This is a genomic window from Methylobacterium sp. Leaf108, from assembly GCF_001423265.1.
In the GTDB taxonomy this organism is placed as follows: domain Bacteria; phylum Pseudomonadota; class Alphaproteobacteria; order Rhizobiales; family Beijerinckiaceae; genus Methylobacterium.
Genome location: NZ_LMND01000032.1, coordinates 137,442 through 153,025, shown reverse-complemented (window position 1 = coordinate 153,025; position 15,584 = coordinate 137,442). Strand labels below are relative to the sequence as shown.

Genomic DNA, 15,584 nt, shown 5'->3' with positions numbered 1-15,584 from the left:
CGCGGATGGCATGAGGGGGATGGGATGGACGACGTCGGCATGAAGTCGGGCCGCACCTGGATCAGGAACCCCCTCGCCATCCTCGCCGAGGACGCCGGCGGCGGCATCGTCGTCGAGGGCACCCGCATCGTCGAGCGGGTGGCCGCGGGCGCGAGCCCCGCCGCGCCGGTGGACGAGACCGTCGAGGCCGGCCGCCACGTGGTGATCCCGGGCCTCGTCAACACCCACCACCACTTCTTCCAGACGCTCACCCGCGCCCATCCGGTGGCGATCAACAAGCCGCTGTTTCCCTGGCTGCAGGCCCTCTACACGGTCTGGGACAAGATGGACCCGGAGGCGTTCCGCCTCGCGACGCGGCTCGCCTACACCGAACTGCTCATGTCCGGCTGCACCACGGCCGGGGACCACCACTACCTGTTCCCCAAGGGCCTGGAGAGTTCCGTCGACATCCAGGTCGAGGAGGCGCGCGGCCTGGGCATCCGCGCCGTCGTCACCCGCGGCTCCATGAGCCTGTCGGTGAAGGACGGCGGCCTGCCGCCCGAATGCCTGACGCAAAGCGACGACACCATTCTCGAGGACAGCGAGCGCGTGCTGCGTCTGTTCCACGACACGAGGCCCGGCGCGATGGTGCAGATCGGGCTCGCCCCGTGTTCGCCCTTCAACGTCACCAAGCGTCTGATGCGCGAGAGCGCGGCGCTCGCCGAGCGCCACGACTGCCGCCTGCACACCCACCTTGGCGAGACCCTCGACGAGGACCGCTACTGCCTCGAGGCGTTCGGCCAGCGCCCGGTCGACTATCTCGAGGAGGTCGGCTGGATGACGAACCGCGTCTGGCTCGCCCACGGCATCCATTTCAACGACGCCGAGGTCGCCCGCCTCGGGCGCGCCGGGGTCGGGGTCTGCCACTGCCCGACCTCGAACATGACGCTGGCGTCGGGCCAGTGCCGCACCTGCGAGCTCGAGGCCGCCGGCAGCCCGGTGGGGCTCGGCGTCGACGGCTCGGCCTCCAACGACAATTCCAACCTGATGGAGGGCGTGCGCCACGCCCTGATGATCAACCGCCTCACCTACGGGGCCGAACGCGTCACCCATCTCGACGCCCTGCGCTGGGCGACGGAAGGGTCGGCGGCCTGCCTCGGGCGCGCCGACATCGGCCGGATCGAGGAGGGCCGCGAGGCGGATCTCGCCTTCTTCACCCTCGACGAACTGCGGTTCTCGGGCGCGCACGATCCCCTGGCGGCGCTGGTCCTGTGCGGCGCCCACAAGGCCGACCGGGTCATGGTCGCCGGCCGCTGGCGGGTGATCGACGGCCAGCCGCTCGGCATCGAGACGGGCCGGCTGCGCGAGGCCCACACCCGCCTCGCCCATAGCCTGTTCGGCACGGCCTGAGGGTGGAGGCCGCGGCACCGGTGCCCGGTCGCGACGGACCGGTGCAGCTGTTGGCCGCCAACGACCCGTCGACCACGAGAACGGGGCCGGTAAGTCCATCTGGCCGGCAAGTCCATCGGGGCCGGCAAGTCCACGCCGACGAAGGTCCTCCATGGGCTCCTCGAACCTACGGAAGGGGGGCGTCACCCATCCGCGCCGAGCCCGCGCAGGGTCGCCAGCAGGACGCGGGCGCCCGCCTCGATGTCGGGCAGGCTCGCGAACTCGGCCGGGTTGTGGCTGATGCCGCCGCGGCAGCGCACGAAGACCATCGCCACCGGCGCCAGCGCCCCCACCGCCATGCCGTCGTGCCCCGCCCCGCTCGGCAGGCGGAACACCGGATGGCCCTCCGCCGCCATCGCCGCGGCGATCCGCTCGGCGAGGGCCGGGTCGCAGGGCACGCTCGGAGCGTCATGGGTCGTGCGCCAGGCGAGGGCCAGGCCACGCTCGGCCGCGATGGACCGCCAGGCCGCCGCGATGTCGGCGAGCGCGGCCGCACGCTGGCCGTCGTCGGGCGCGCGCAGGTCGAGGCTGAAGGCGACCCGGCCGGGGATGACGTTGACCGCGCCGGGGCTGGCGGTGAGGCTCCCCACCGTGCCGACCAGCCCGGCCTCGCCGCGGCAGCGCGCCTCGACGGCCAGGATACAGGCGGCGGCCCCAGCGAGCGCGTCGCGCCGCCCGTCCATCGCCACGGTGCCGGCGTGCCCCGCCTCACCCTCCAGGGTCGCGGCCAGACGGGTGGCGCCGCTGATGGCGGTGACGAGCCCGACGGCGAGGCCCGCCCGTTCCAGGGCCGGACCCTGCTCGATGTGGAGTTCGAGATAGGCGAGGATCTCGGATCGGCGGCGGGCGGCCTCGTGGAACCGTTCCGGGTCGAACCCGGCCGCCCGCAGCGCCTGCGCGATGGTGATCCCCTGCCCGTCCGGGCAGGCCAGCTTGTCCGGGTCGAAGGTGCCGGCGAAGGCCCGGCTGCCGATCAGGGTCGCGTCGAAGCGGGTGCCCTCCTCATCGGCGAAGCCCACCACCTCCACCGCGAAGGGCAGGCGCGCGCCGGAAGCCGCCAGGGCCTCGACGCAGGCGATGCCGGTGACGACGCCGAGGGGGCCGTCGTAGCGTCCGGCGTCGCGCACCGTGTCGAGATGCGAGCCGATCACCACGGCGGGGCTCCCCGGCACCGGGCCCTCCAGGCGGCCGATCACGTTGCCGGCGGCGTCGACGCGCGCGCTCATTCCGGCCTCGCGCATCCAGCCCATGACGAGGGCGCTGGCGCGGGCCTGTTCGGGGGTGAGGTAGAGGCGGGTGATGGCGCCGGGCTCGGCGCTGATGGCGGCCAGCGCGTCGAGGCGCGCCTGGATGCGGGGAGCGAAATCCACCGGTGTCAGCTCCCGCGATAGGTCTGGTAGCTCCAGGGCGTCGCCACCAGGGGCACGTGGTAATGCCCCTCCGGCTCGGCGACCCCGAAGCGCAGGGGCACGACGTCGAGGAACGGCGGCTCGGCCGTGTCGAGGCCGAGCCTGCGAAAATGGTCGCCGATGTGGAAGCGCAGCTCGTAGGTGCCGATCGGCACCGGCCGGCCGCCGATCAGGGGCGCGTCGGTGCGCCCGTCCGCGTTCGTGACCGCACGCGCCACCAGCACCGTCTCCTCGGCCGAGACCCATTCGAGGAGGTCGACGGCGACACCGGCGGCGGGCCTGCCCCGCACCGTGTCGAGGACGTGGGTCGAGATCCGGCCGGTGGTCCGCAAGGGGCCCTCGCCCGTCACCAGCGCGTCGAGCCGGATCGCGGCGATGCGCAACACCTCCGTGAGCGCGGTGGCGCGTTCGGTGGCCGCGTCCGAGGCGACCCGGGCCGCGAACGACCGCAGCAGCGAGGCGCGGCCGTGGCGCCTGACGCAGAGGATGAACGGAAACCCGAATGTTTCGCGGTAGGCGGCGTTCAGGGCCTCGAAGCGGGCGTATTCTGTCGGCGAGAGCCGGTCGAGCCCGGCGGCGGCCTGTTCGGCGATGGAATCCGTGGCGATGGCGCCCTCCCGCGCGGCCCGGCCGGCGAGTTCGGGATGGCCGCTGAGGAGCGCCAGCCGCGAGGACTCGGGCGCCGCCTCCACCGCCCCGCGCATGCCGGAATACAACGCCTCCACCGTGGCGTAGGGCCGGCCGGCGGCGGCGGCCTCGGCCACCCAGGGGGCGTGCTCGAACACCGCCCCGAGGGCGGTCACGAAATCGGGCAGGCTGGCCCGGTTCAGGGCATCGAGCGAGAGGGTCATGAGGCTCCGCCATGACGAGGACGGCCGGGCCGCGCCCGCCGACGCCAGCCCTTAGCAGGCTCCGCGCCACGGGGCGCCTGTTCGGGCTTGTGTGATCCGGATCACGGAAGGGGCGCCGATCGCCGGGCATGGTCCCCTCATGCCGGTCGACCGACCGGCCGACACGAGGAGAGCGCGATGTTCGACTTCAACCGCGATTACACCACCCAGCTCACCGGCGCGCAGCTCAACCTGATCCAGCGCTTCTTCGACGACCAGGACCGGACCGGCTTCCAGAACCTCGACGACGACCGCGACGTGCTGTTCCTGGCGCCGTCCACCCGCTCGCTCTTCATCAACGCGCAAGGGGGCAACGACATCATCGACATCGGCTCCACCTCGAGCGCGGCCCAAGCCGGCCACACCGTCTACGGCGGCACCGGCAACGACACCATCCAGCTGGGCTCGGGCAACGACACCGTCTACGCCGGCTTCGACGACGACAGCGTCGAGGCCGGGCTCGGCAACGACCTGATCTACGGCGGCCAGGGCAACGACTACCTCGTGGGCGACTCGCTCGTCTTCGTGGCCGGCGGCAACGACACCATCTCCGGCGGGAGCGGCAACGACCGCATCATCGGCCTGCGCGGCGCCGACGACATGACCGGTGGCTCGGGCGCGGACACCTTCATCTACTTCAACCACCTCGAATCGGCCTCGGGCGCCCGCGACGAGATCTTCGACTTCAACCGGACCGAGGGCGACAAGATCGACCTCCACGCCATGGATGCCGACCTGACCCGGGCCAACAACCAGGACTTCACCTTCTCGACCACCGGTCCCAGCACGGCCGCCGGCTCGGTCTGGGCCACCGGCTCGGGCACCGACTGGACCGTCTTCGTCAACGTCGACGGCGGCGCCGCCGACATGGCGATCGACGTGACCCTGGCGGGCGGCACCACCGACCTCGCGCGGGGCGACTTCATCCTGTGAGACGGTTTCCGCTCGAATCAAGCGGGACCCGTCTCACCGAGCCCGCGCGGCGCCTGAGCGAAGCCCATGTCCGCATCACGAAGTGATCAACCGGAAATGGGATGAGGAAGCCAGCGTGAGGGCCTGGCCGCGGCGGATCGCTCCGCCGCGGCCAGGCTTGTTATGTGAATCCCTGGCATAGGGATTGCTCGACCGCCGCGAGGAGGGCCGGGTCGCCGGGAGGGTCCGACACGTGAGCGCTCACCCCTCCGACGCCGGCGCCGGCACCATCACGAAGGTGCCCCCCGCCACCCTCGGGCTCCTCGGTCTGCAGCATGGGCTGGCGATGGATGCCGGCGCGGTGGCGGAGCCGCTCATCGTCGGGCGGGCGTTGGGGCTGGCGCCCCCGAGCAGGCTCGCCGAACATCGGCCTCGTCGGGGTCACCGGCGTGCGCGCATCCTCGGCGCGGTGGATTATCGCGGCCAACCGCAACAACCTCTTCATCGTTGCGGTTTCGGTGGGCTTCGGCCCGATCCCGCTGGTGGCGCCGAACTTGTTCAAGCGGATGCTGCATCCGCTGCTCGAATCCGGCATCCTGCTCGCCGCGATCTGCGTCGACGTCCTCACCCTGTTCTTCGACGGGCTGGGCGACACCGCCTCGGCCCGGGCGGAGCCGATCCACGTCGCCCATGCCGCGTCGCCCATGCCGCGTCGCCCATGCCGCGTCGTCCATGCCGCGTAGGCCCGAGGGCGACCGACCGATCGAACGAGGAACCGACGATGGCACTGACGGCGTCGCGATACGGCAAGGGACGGGTGCGGGTGATGCGGCTCGCCCGCGACGGCGACCACCACACCCCGCGCGAGCTCACCCTCGAGGTCCTCATGACCGGCGCCTTCGACCGCGCCTGGACGGACGGCGACAACCGCACCTGCGTCGCCACCGACAGCGTCAAGAACATCGTCAACGTGACGGCGGCCAAGCACGTGGAGGCCGAGGCGGAAGCCTTCGGCGGCCATGTGGCGCAGGTGTTCCTGGACACCTACCCGCAGGTCTCCGAGATCTCGGTGGAGGTGCGCGAGACCCGCTGGCTGCGCCATGCCGTTTCCGGCACGCCGCACGGCCACACCTTCACCCTCGACGGGAACGGCGTCGGCTACGTCAAGCTGGTGGCCGACCGCTCCGGCTCGGTGCTGCAATCGGGCCTGCGCGGCTACACCTTCATGAAGACCACGCAGTCGGGTTGGGCGGACTTCGTCGACGACGGCTACCGGACGTTGGCCGATACGAGCGATCGCATCGCCGCCACCAGCATGGACGCGACCTGGACATGGTCCGACGTCCCCGCCGACACCGTCGCCACCAACGCGCGGGTACTCGCGATCCTCGTCGCGGTGTTCGGCACCACCTACAGCCCGAGCGTGCAGGACAGCATGTACCGGATGGGCGAGGCGGTGCTGGCGGCGATCCCCGAGATCGCCGAGATCCGGTTCGCGATGCCCAACAAGCACTACATCCCGATCGACCTCTCGCCCTTCGGCCTCGCCGGCGACGGGCGGGTGTTCCTGCCCACCGACGAGCCGCACGGGCAGATCGAGGCGACGGTGGGGCGGTCGACCGAGGTGTGAGCGCCGTGTGACTTGGGCTTCAGACCCGCGTGTCGACCACGGTGAGCAGCACCGTACCGTAGTGGCAGGCGGTGGCGGCCAGGACGAAGGCGTGCCAGATCGCGTTCTGGTAGGGCAGGCTGCGCCAGACGTGGAACACCACCCCGAAGGAGTAGAGCAGTCCGCCGGCGGCGAGCAGCCGGAGGGCGTCCGGGGTGAGCACCGCGATGATCGAGTCGTAGGCGAGCACGCCGCTCCAGCCGAGCATCAGGTAGAGGCCGATGGCGACCCGGTCGAAGCGCCCCGGCATCAGGAGCTTGAGGGCGATGCCGACGCCCGCCACCAGCCAGATCGCGGCGAGCAGCGCCCATGCCGAGGAGCCGGTGCCCACGAGGGTGACGAGGGGCGTGTAGGTGCCCGCGATCATCAGGTAGATCAGGGCATGGTCGGCCCGGCGTAGCATCCACTTGCGCCGGCCCACCGGCCACATGTTGTAGGTGGCCGAGACCCCCAGCATCGACACCAGCGCGGCGGCATAGACCACCACGGCGGCCCACCCGGCCCAGCCCAGCGGCTCCATGGCCGCCAGCATCACGACGGCGATGGCTCCGGCCAGACCCAGGGTCACGCCGATGACGTGGATCGCCCCGTCCGCAAGGGTCTCCCCGCGGGTGTAATTCCATTTCAGGTCCGCGGGACGACCGTCTTCCGCCAGGAACATCGTGGAGCCTTCCCTGTCGCCACCGCGATCCGCGACGGCGAGGCTTAACCCCCGGCCGTCGCGTGGTAGGAGCTTAACCGTGGAGGGCGCGACCCCGTTCCGGCGTCGGACTACGCGGGATGGGACAGCCGGCGGATAAACCCGCGTCATGGTGAAGCGCGCCCTACGGAGCGCGGATGTCGCCGCCTGGCGGCGCCGAGTCTAGCCCGCGATGAGCGTGGGATAGCGGCTGAGGATGACGGCCGCCCAGGCGACCCCGAGCATGCCCGTCAGGGCGATCGCGGCGCGGCGCGACAGCCGCTCGCGCGACTTCGTCGGGCGGACGTGGCGACCCTCGGCGGCGGTATCCCGGTTCGGTTCGACGGTCTTCAAAGGCTGTTCTCCATCCGGTCCGGTTGTGGCCGAGTGGGGGAGGAACGCCGTCGTGTCCGGTCGGTTCGCCGCGTTGCGATAAGCGTGTGCGCTGCGGCACTCACGATTCGTCGAGACGCCGAAAGATCCGAAAAGCCGCGGTATCCTGCAGGATTAGGCGGCGATCTTCATCATCTGCATTATCGTGCGGCGCCGAGATACTCGAACCCGAAGGCGGGGCTCGCCGCACCGGTCGGGACCGGCCTCGCCGCCTGGGCCACGGTGAGCCGGGCATGGACGACGGCCATGATCAGCACCACCATCGCAAAGACCTGGTGGGACAGGCCCGCCCAGAGGGGCACCGCCAACAGCAGCGTCGTCACGCCGAGGACGGCCTGCGCGAGGACGAGGCCGGCCACGGCCCAGGCCCGGCGGGCGATGCCGGTGCCGGGCCTGCGCCACGTCGCGTCGATGGCATGGACGAAGGCGAGGGCGAGGAGGAGATAGGCCGCGATGCGGTGGTCGAACTGCACGAGGGTGACGTTGTCGACGAAGTTCTCGAACCAGGGCGTCACCGCGAACAGCATGGACAGCGGCGGAACGAACAGGCCGTCCATGGTCGGCCAGGTGTTGTGGACAAGGCCGGCGCGCGAGCCCGCCACGAGGCCGCCGAGCGCGATCTGGACCAGGACCAGGGCGGCCACCGCATAGGCGCCGTTGCGCAGGCCCGCCGGTGCCGGCTCCGGCGCCCGCTGCCGCAGGCCGGTGGCGAGCCAGACCAGCACCCCCAGGATCAGGCTGGCCGTGGTCAGGTGCAAGGTGAGCTTCAGGGGCGCCACCGCCGTCATGCCGGGCTGGAGGCCGGAGGCGACCATGATCCAGCCGATCGCACCCTGCAGCCCGCCGAGCGCGCCCAGGGCGAGGAGGCCGAGGCCGAGGCGGCGGTCGAGGGCGCCGCGCCACCAGAACCAGGCCAGCGGCAGGAAGAAGACCAGGCCGAGGACGCGGCCGAGCATGCGGTGGCCCCACTCCCAGGCATAGATCACCTTGAAGTCGGCGATGCCCATGCCCTGGTTGAGGATCTGGTACTGGGGGGTGCCCTTGTACTTGTCGAATTCCGCCGCCCAGGCCTCCGCCGAGAGCGGGGGCACCGCGCCGGTCACCGGCCGCCACTCGGTGATCGAGAGGCCCGATCCGGTCATCCGCGTGGCGCCGCCCACGGCCACCATGCAGACCACGAGGGCGGCCAGCAGGATGAGCCAGGCGCGCACGCCCCGGTACCGGCCGGGCGTGTGTGCGGTGGACGCCTCGCTCAGGATCATCGCGCGGGATCTCGTCTGACAGGGGGGCCGAGCCTATGGGTCGCCAGTTAAGGAGCCCGCGTCCGGCCGGCAACGTCCGGCGGTGCCGCACCCGGGATGCGGCGGCGGGCGACGTTGCCACTGCCCGCGTCGGGTTCTAGGCAGGAGCCGTCCTCGATTCCGACGGTAGGAACAGCCCGATGCGCCGCCGCACCCGCACCCTGATCGGCACGGTCGCGATCCTCGGGTTCGTGATCGTCTATGCGCCTTTGGCCATGGCGCTGGCCGACAGCCGCATCTCGCAGACCCCGGCCCCGGTGCAGACGGTGCTCTATTGCATCCTCGGCATCGCCTGGATCTTCCCGCTGATGCCGGTGATCCGCTGGATGGAGCGCCCGGACGCCGATCCGAGCCCGTAGGACGCCGACGGTCCGGCTCGGGGCCGCGCCGGGATTTCGCCTTACTCCCCCGGCAGAGGGGGCGCCCGACGGTCTCGCAACAGGACCTCGCACGGCCGGGGACGTCGCGGTGGCGACGCGATCCCCTCGCGCCGGGTCGTTCCCGAAGGTCGCTCCACCGCTTCATGCCTCGTCTCAGCCCGTTTCCCGTCGTCCTCGCCCTCGTCCTCGTGCCGGTGCTCCATCACCCAGTCGCGGCGCAGGCCGGCCCGCGCTCGGCCTCCGACTGCGAGCGGCTCAAGAACGACCTCGCCTACAACCAGTGCCTGTCGATGTTCGGGCCGGCCGCCCGGAACGTGGCCGGAGGCGCCGCCGCGCCGAGCGAAGGGGCGGCCTCCACCGGAACGGCCATCACCGCCATGCCGCCGGCGATGCCGCCCGCCGTGGCCACGGCGGGGTCGTCTGCCGACGAGGCCGCGCCCGAGGCCCGGCGTGGCCGGCGCCACCGGCGCGGGTCGTATGCGCGGGGCGGACGCCAGAGCGCGACCTTCTCGGTGGGCGGCGGCGAGAACCGGTCGTATCGCCGCTTTCGTCGCCGACGCTGAAACCCTCACGTCACGTCACGTCGAGGCGCCGGCCGCGGTTCCAGGCCAGGAAAGGCACGCCCGAGAGCAGGGCCTGCAACGCCGCCTCGTTCTGGTGCCAGCCGTTGACCGAGACCCGCGGCAGCGCGTGCAGGTGCCGGGCGTGGCCCGCGAACAGATGGCCCGGCCGGGTCGTCACCGCGGTGGCGAAGCCGAGGTCGCGGGCGATGGCGAACTCGCGTCCTCCCGCCGAGGTCCTGTCGCCGACCGGGTAGGAGAGGTGTCGCACCGGCCTTCCCAGCCGCGCCGCGATGCGGTCGCGCCCCTCCCCGATCTCGAAGGCCGCGCGCCGCTCCGGGTGCTTGGCCAGCATCGGGTGGCTCACCGTATGCGCGCCGACGGTCACCGCCGGGTCCTCGGACAGGCGTGACAGCTCGGGCCAGGACAGGCAGAGGTCGCCGGCCGCGGAACCGGCCGCGATTCCCGCCTCGGCGCAGAGCGCCGCGATCCGGTCGAGCAGCCTGTCCTCGGGGCCCGCGCGCAGGCGGCGATAGACCGCCTCGAAGGCGGCCGTCTTCTCGTCGGCGTTCCGTGCCGGCAGGTCGAGGCCTGTCGCGTCCCGGTCGTCGCCGGCCAGCCGGACCCGGTCGAGGCGCGCGATGGCGCGTTCGAGCTCGATCCACCACAGCCGTCCCCGCCCGTCCGCGAAGTCGCTGGTGACGAACAGGGTCCAGGGCGCCCCGTGGCGTGCCAGCACCGGGGCGGCGTGATCGCGCGTGTCGCGATAACCGTCGTCGAAGGTCAGGACCGCGAAGGGGCCGCCACCGGCGGCGAGCCGTTCCGGCACCGCGTCGAGGCCGACGATGGCGAACCCCTCCGCCTCCAGCCGCACCAGCACCCTGTCGAGGAAGTCCGGCGTGATCGTCAGGAGGCGGTTGGGCGCATAGGCCCCCGGCGGCTCGGGGCGGACGTGGTGGAAGGTCAGGATCACGCCGGCGCCGCGGGCGAGCGGGCGCAGCCAGCGGTCGGCGCCCGTCGCGGCGATGGCGCGAAAGCCGGCCGCCAGCAGGCGGTGGCGGGATGCGGTCATCGGTGATCCTCCCCCTGCCGGCGTTCGTGGCGATGCCGCCGGCCGCGGTCCCCTCGGCGGACCGGCGCTCGGCTCGTCCCATTCGGCCGGGACGGCGTGGATCCCGAGAGTGCCGGGAAAAGCGGCAAGGTTTCGTTACCCACGCGCGCCGATCGGGGATTGCCTTCCGGCCGCCTTCAACCGTGGTTTACGCTCGGCATCCTAGAGACTGAACGACCCGATCCGGCGATATCGTGCCGGATGATCGGGGGGGAGTGGTTGTCATGGCGGCTCTTGTCGATGATCTGGCCCAGGCAGACATGATCCACGCGTCGATCCGGTCGGCCCTGCGGTTCGAGGTCCATCGCGACCTGTCGGCGGTCGAGGCCCTGTGGCGCGGGGTCGAAAGCGACCCGGCGGTCCTGGCGACGCCCTACCAGCGGTTCGACTGGGTCGCGGCCTTCTGTGCGGGCGCCTCGGCGGCGGATGCCGAGCATCGGGCCGGGGCCGTGCGGATCGTCGTGCTGCGCGACCGCGCCGGGCGCGTGCGGATGATCCTGCCGTTATGGTGCCGGCGCGAGCACGGCGCCGTGATCGCCCGCGTGGTCGGCGCCGCCCATGCCAATTTCCACATGCCGCTGTTCGCCTCGCCCGAGGCGGCGGCCCTGGCCGGGCCCGAGGTCGTCGAGGCCCTGCGGGCGGCCGGGGCGCAGGCCGGCATCGACGCCTACCTGCTCGGCTATCAGCCCCGGCACTGGGACGGGGTGGCCAACCCCCTCGCCCAGTGCAGCGAGCCGGCTCCCAGCAACGCCTACGGCCTGAGTCTGGGGACCGACGCAGATGCCGAGGCCACCGTGCGGCGGGTCTTCAGTGCCGACGCCCGCAAGAAGCTGCGCGGCAAGGAGAAGAAGCTCGTGGACGCGGTCGGCCCGATCGGCTTCAGCGTCGCCGCGACGGCGGACGAGGCCCGCGCCATCCTCGATGCGTTCTACGCGCAGAAGGCCGCCCGCCTCGCCACCATCGGCGTCTGCGATCCCTACGTGGTTCCCGGCATCCGGCACTTCCTCGCCCGGGCGGTGGGGGCGGTGCCGGGCCTGGAGGACCGGACGGCCATCGAGGTCTGCGCCCTGGTGGCACGGGGCGACGGCCGGATCCTGGCGACCTTCGCGGGCGCCGTGGACGGCCGGCGCTACAGCGGGATGATGACCTCGTTCGACCAGGACCCGGCCCTGGCCCGCTTCAGCCCCGGGGACATCCTGCTCCAGCACCTGGTGCGGTATCAGGCGGAGAGGGGACGGCGGGCCTTCGACCTCGGGGTCGGAGAGGCGCGCTACAAGGCCAGCATCTGCGACGAGACCATCGAACTGCGCGAGGTGGCGATCCCTATCACCCTGCTCGGCCGGCTCGTCACCGCCCAGGCGGTCGGGCGCAACCGCCTCAAGCGGCGCATCAAGGCGAGCCCGCGCCTTTTTCGGATCTTCCGCCGCCTCGGCCGCCTGGTGCGGCGGCCGACCGACCGCGCCGCCTGACGGCCGGGCGGATCAGGCGGCCGAGAGGCGCAGGCCCAGGTCCGTCTTCTCGGCGGAGTCGGTCTCGGCGGGGACCGCCGGGCGGTCCTGCGCCACCACGACGAGGGCGGCGCCGGCATCCTCGGCCCGGGCGTAGAGATCGACGAGGGCGGGATCGTGCGCCTCGGCATTCGAGGCGATCACCACCGCCGTCGTCGACCCGATGCAGGCGGCCATGATCTCGCGGGCGGGCCAGCCGCGGGCGGCGTCGATCCGGCAGACCACCCAGGCATAGGCCTCGTCCAGGGCGTCGAGGGTGATGGTGAGGGCCAGGGGCTCCTCGATCAGGATCTCCGCCGGGATCGAGCCGCGGGCGATGACGTGGAGGCGCGAGCCGGGAATCGGCTGGATCGCATCGTGGAAGGCGACCTCGCCGGCCACGAGGTCGGTGACGCCGGGCTCGTCGAGGTCGTCGCCGGGCCCGTTGAGATCGACCACCAGGGTGCGGCTGCCGGAGGCCGAGAGGGTCGCGGCCAGGGTCTGGGCGAGGCTCTCCTCGCCGCCCTCCCCCGTCTCGACCACGACGACGCGCGGACCGGTGTGGCCCTCGCCGCCCTCCCGCAGGCGGGCGACGAGCAGGTCGAGCTGGAAGGCGGCGTCGGACCGGGCCGGGGCGGCCTGCGGGGCGGCGGGCTCGTCCACGGCCGCGGCGGGGGCCTCCTCCGGTGCGGCAGCGGGCGGCGGCAGGGGGATCGTCGCCGGGACCATGGCGGGGACCATGGCGGGGGTCGTGGCGGTGATCTGGGCGGGGATCTGGGCGAGGTCGGACGGAGGACCGGCCAGCGGAGGACCGGCCAGGATCACCGGGAGCTCTTCGGCCTCAGCCGGCACCACCGGCGCCCGGACCCGGGCGGCCTCGCGGACGTCCTCGACCTGCGCCGGGATCGCGATCGACGGCTCTTCGCGATGGAGCCCGTCCGGTTCGGCGGCCGGGGCCTCCCGGCGGTCCTCGTCCTCGACCCGCGCCACGGAGGCGGCCCAGGCGGGGGGCTGCGCGGCATAGGCCGTGCCGGCGTAGGTGGCGCCCGAGCGGGACAGGGCGGCGGAGGCCTCGGGGAAGTCGAACGGGCCGGGCTCGCGGGAGAACGGGCGCTGCCTTTCGGCCGCATCCTCGTCCTCGTCGCGGCGGCGCCCGCCATCGACGCCCTCCGGGTTGGCCAGGAGGTGGCGGGCGAGGATGGCACCGATGGAGAACATGAGGGCGAGCAGCGTCGCCAGCGCGATGATCGGCAGTTTCTTGGGGAAGGACGGCAGCTCGGGCACCACCGCGCGGGAGACCACGCGGGCATCGGCCGGGGTGGCGCTCTCGGCATCCCGGGCGCTCGCCTCGCGGTAGCGCGAGAGGTAGGATTCGAGCTGTTCGCGCTCGGCCTTGGCCTCGCGCTCCAGGGCCCGCAGCTGGACCTCGCTGGAGTTGCCCTGGGCGACGACGTCGCGCTGGGCCTCCACCGCTGCCGTGAGGCTCTCGACCCGGGCCTCGGCGATGCGGGCGTCGTTCTCAAGGGTGCGCACGACGCGGTCGGCGGTGGCCTTGATCTGGGCGTCGAGGTCGTTGACCTGCGCCACCAGTTCCTTGATGCGCGGATGGGCCGGCAGCAGGGTGCGCGATTCGAGCGCGAGCTGCGCCTTGAGGGTGATGCGCTGCTCGACCGCCCGGCGGATGACCTCGTTGTTGGCCACATCCGGGATCTCGAAGACGCGCCCGTCCTTGATCATCTCCTTGATCAGCTTGGCGCGCCCGGCGAGATCCGCCTTGACGGTGCGGGCCTGGGAGAGCTGCGTCGAGATCTCGCCGAGCTGCTGGGCGCCCAGCGGCTGGTTCGAGGTGCCGCCGGTGGCGATCAGCCCGTTGCGGCTGCGGTAGGTCTCGACCTTGGCCTCGGCCTCGGCGACGCGCTTGCGCAGGGACTCGATGTTGCCGCCGAGCCAGGTCGAGGCGTAGCGCGCGGTGTCGACCTTGGCCGCCTCCAGCGAGGCGATGTAGAGTTCGGCCACCGTGTTGGCGGCGCGGGCCGCGAGCTCGGCGTCGCGCGAGCGGAACTCGATGGTGAGGATGCGCGACTTGCCGGCGGAATAGACCAAGAGCCGCTCGAAGTAGGTCTCCAGCACCCGGTCCTCGGGCGTGCGATCGAGCGGGTTCTTGGCGAGCCCGGTCATGATCAGCATGCTCTGGAGCACGCCGACCCCGTCGACGCTCGGATCGAACTCGGCGTTGCCGGCGAGCTTGAGGCGGCGGACCGCCTCGCGGGCGAGGTCGCGCGACATCACCACCTGGACCTGGCTCGCCACCGCCTGCTCGTCGATGGGCAGGCTCGCCTCGGCCCGCTCGGTGCCCGAGCGGCTGAAGGCGGCCTCGCGGTTCTCGAGGAGGATCTTGGCCTCGCCGGTGTAGCGTGGCGGGACCACCTGCACGAACACGATCGCGCCGGCCGCCGCCGCCAGGGTCGGCAGGGCGATCCAGGCCCAGGATCGGCGCAGGAGGCCCCCCACCTGCGTCAGGCCGAGGCCGTCGCCGTGCCCCTGGGCGGCGTGTAACGGGGCGGGATGCAGGCGGGTGCGAGGCATGGGAGATCTTTACGCAAGGTAAAAATGACCCATCGCGAGCGAGAACCCGATCGATCGGCCTTGATCTCATCAGACATCGTTAGGGTTGACCGGAGGTTAAGAGCCGCGAAGTCGTGGAGCGGGAAAACGAGACTTTATCGTTCCTTAACCATGCCCGGTTAGGCCTCGTTCATCGTATCGAGTCCCAACGGCGGCAGTGCTGATGAACCGGCGCGCATTACTTCTCGCTCTCTCCTCCAGCCTCGCGCTCGGCGGATGCCTGCGTCCGGATTTCCGGACCGAGCTCCTCGACGCCACCGGCACGGGGTCGATCGGAGCCCGCTACACGCTCTCTGCGGGCGACCGCCTGCGCGTGATCGTGTTCGGGCAGGACAACCTCTCGAACATCTACGCGGTCGACGGGGCCGGGCAGATCGCGATGCCGCTGATCGGGACGGTGAAGGTGGGCGGCCAGTCGACGGTCCAGGCGGCCAAGACCATCGAGGCCAAGCTCTCCTCCGGCTTCGTGCGCGAGCCGCACGTCACGGTGGAGGTCGATTCCTACCGGCCGTTCTACATCCTGGGCGAGGTCACCACCTCTGGCCAGTACCCTTACGTCAACGGCATGGCCGTCGAGACGGCGGTGGCGATCGCGCAGGGCTTCGGCCCCCGTGCGGCCCGCGACTACGCCGTCCTCACCCGCGAAGGCCCCAAGGGCCTGGTCTCGGGGATCGTGCCGATGACCTATCCGGTCCGCCCGGGCGACACCATCGTCGTGAAAGAACGGTTCTTCTAAAGCC

At 72.1% G+C, this 15,584-nt stretch carries 14 protein-coding genes and 1 pseudogene; 8 read left to right on the top strand and 7 right to left on the bottom strand.

The annotated features are described in order from the left end of the window. Positions 1-24 precede the first annotated feature (24 nt). Positions 25-1,389, top strand: a complete 1,365-nt coding sequence (locus ASF39_RS16865; protein WP_055888828.1) for an 8-oxoguanine deaminase — start codon at positions 25-27, stop codon at positions 1,387-1,389. 182 nt (positions 1,390-1,571) lie between these two features. Here the strand turns inward: ASF39_RS16865 and ASF39_RS16860 are convergent, their stop codons facing one another. Both ASF39_RS16860 and uraD read right to left on the bottom strand, forming a co-directional pair. Then, positions 1,572-2,798 (bottom strand): allantoate amidohydrolase, encoded by a 1,227-nt coding sequence (locus ASF39_RS16860; RefSeq protein ID WP_056285971.1) that lies wholly within the window; start codon positions 2,796-2,798, stop codon positions 1,572-1,574. 5 nt (positions 2,799-2,803) lie between these two features. Beyond that, positions 2,804-3,688 (bottom strand): 2-oxo-4-hydroxy-4-carboxy-5-ureidoimidazoline decarboxylase, encoded by an 885-nt coding sequence (uraD, locus tag ASF39_RS16855; RefSeq protein ID WP_056285969.1) that lies wholly within the window; start codon positions 3,686-3,688, stop codon positions 2,804-2,806. 177 nt (positions 3,689-3,865) lie between these two features. Here uraD and ASF39_RS16850 point away from each other — a divergent pair, with 177 nt between their 5' ends. The 3 genes and pseudogenes from ASF39_RS16850 (at position 3,866) to pucL (ending at position 6,269) form a co-directional block, all read left to right on the top strand. Beyond that, positions 3,866-4,660 (top strand): hypothetical protein, encoded by a 795-nt coding sequence (locus tag ASF39_RS16850; RefSeq protein WP_056285966.1) that lies wholly within the window; start codon positions 3,866-3,868, stop codon positions 4,658-4,660. Positions 4,661-5,093: 433 nt separating this feature from the next. Next, positions 5,094-5,382: pseudogene (locus tag ASF39_RS21940) on the top strand (hypothetical protein); the annotation flags it as partial. A gap of 38 nt (positions 5,383-5,420) precedes the next feature. Further along, the gene (gene pucL, locus ASF39_RS16835; RefSeq protein WP_056285956.1) at positions 5,421-6,269 is read left to right on the top strand and encodes a factor-independent urate hydroxylase; all 849 of its coding nucleotides are present in this window, start codon (positions 5,421-5,423) and stop codon (positions 6,267-6,269) included. A gap of 19 nt (positions 6,270-6,288) precedes the next feature. Here the strand turns inward: pucL and ASF39_RS16830 are convergent, their stop codons facing one another. From ASF39_RS16830 to ASF39_RS16825, 3 genes are all read right to left on the bottom strand, one after another. Then, complete coding sequence (locus ASF39_RS16830; RefSeq protein WP_055888818.1) at positions 6,289-6,969, bottom strand: hemolysin III family protein; 681 nt, start codon at positions 6,967-6,969, stop codon at positions 6,289-6,291. A 201-nt stretch (positions 6,970-7,170) separates the two neighbouring features. Continuing rightward, a complete protein-coding gene (locus ASF39_RS21515) occupies positions 7,171-7,341 on the bottom strand; it encodes a hypothetical protein (protein WP_156387804.1) in 171 nt (56 codons plus the stop codon). A 179-nt stretch (positions 7,342-7,520) separates the two neighbouring features. Beyond that, complete coding sequence (locus ASF39_RS16825) at positions 7,521-8,642, bottom strand: COX15/CtaA family protein (RefSeq protein ID WP_056285953.1); 1,122 nt, start codon at positions 8,640-8,642, stop codon at positions 7,521-7,523. A gap of 179 nt (positions 8,643-8,821) precedes the next feature. Here ASF39_RS16825 and ASF39_RS16820 point away from each other — a divergent pair, with 179 nt between their 5' ends. Both ASF39_RS16820 and ASF39_RS16815 read left to right on the top strand, forming a co-directional pair. Continuing rightward, a complete protein-coding gene (locus ASF39_RS16820; RefSeq protein ID WP_055888814.1) occupies positions 8,822-9,040 on the top strand; it encodes a DUF2842 domain-containing protein in 219 nt (72 codons plus the stop codon). Between the two features lie 164 nt (positions 9,041-9,204). Further along, positions 9,205-9,624, top strand: a complete 420-nt coding sequence (locus ASF39_RS16815) for a hypothetical protein (protein WP_056285950.1) — start codon at positions 9,205-9,207, stop codon at positions 9,622-9,624. 10 nt (positions 9,625-9,634) lie between these two features. Here ASF39_RS16815 and ASF39_RS16810 read toward each other — a convergent pair whose 3' ends face one another. Further along, on the bottom strand, positions 9,635-10,693 hold the full coding sequence (locus ASF39_RS16810) for a polysaccharide deacetylase family protein (protein WP_055888809.1): 1,059 nt from the start codon (positions 10,691-10,693) through the stop codon (positions 9,635-9,637). A 263-nt stretch (positions 10,694-10,956) separates the two neighbouring features. Here ASF39_RS16810 and ASF39_RS16805 point away from each other — a divergent pair, with 263 nt between their 5' ends. Beyond that, positions 10,957-12,201, top strand: coding sequence for a GNAT family N-acetyltransferase (locus ASF39_RS16805; protein ID WP_055888808.1), 1,245 nt, complete (start codon positions 10,957-10,959; stop codon positions 12,199-12,201). Between the two features lie 12 nt (positions 12,202-12,213). On the opposite strand, the gene ASF39_RS16800 is transcribed toward ASF39_RS16805, so the two are convergent. Next, positions 12,214-14,805 carry an exopolysaccharide transport family protein gene (locus ASF39_RS16800; RefSeq protein WP_056285947.1) on the bottom strand — a complete coding sequence of 864 codons (2,592 nt, stop codon included), beginning with the start codon at positions 14,803-14,805 and terminating at the stop codon, positions 12,214-12,216. 202 nt (positions 14,806-15,007) lie between these two features. Here ASF39_RS16800 and ASF39_RS16795 point away from each other — a divergent pair, with 202 nt between their 5' ends. Continuing rightward, a complete protein-coding gene (locus ASF39_RS16795) occupies positions 15,008-15,580 on the top strand; it encodes a polysaccharide biosynthesis/export family protein (protein WP_056285944.1) in 573 nt (190 codons plus the stop codon). Positions 15,581-15,584: the final 4 nt, after the last annotated feature.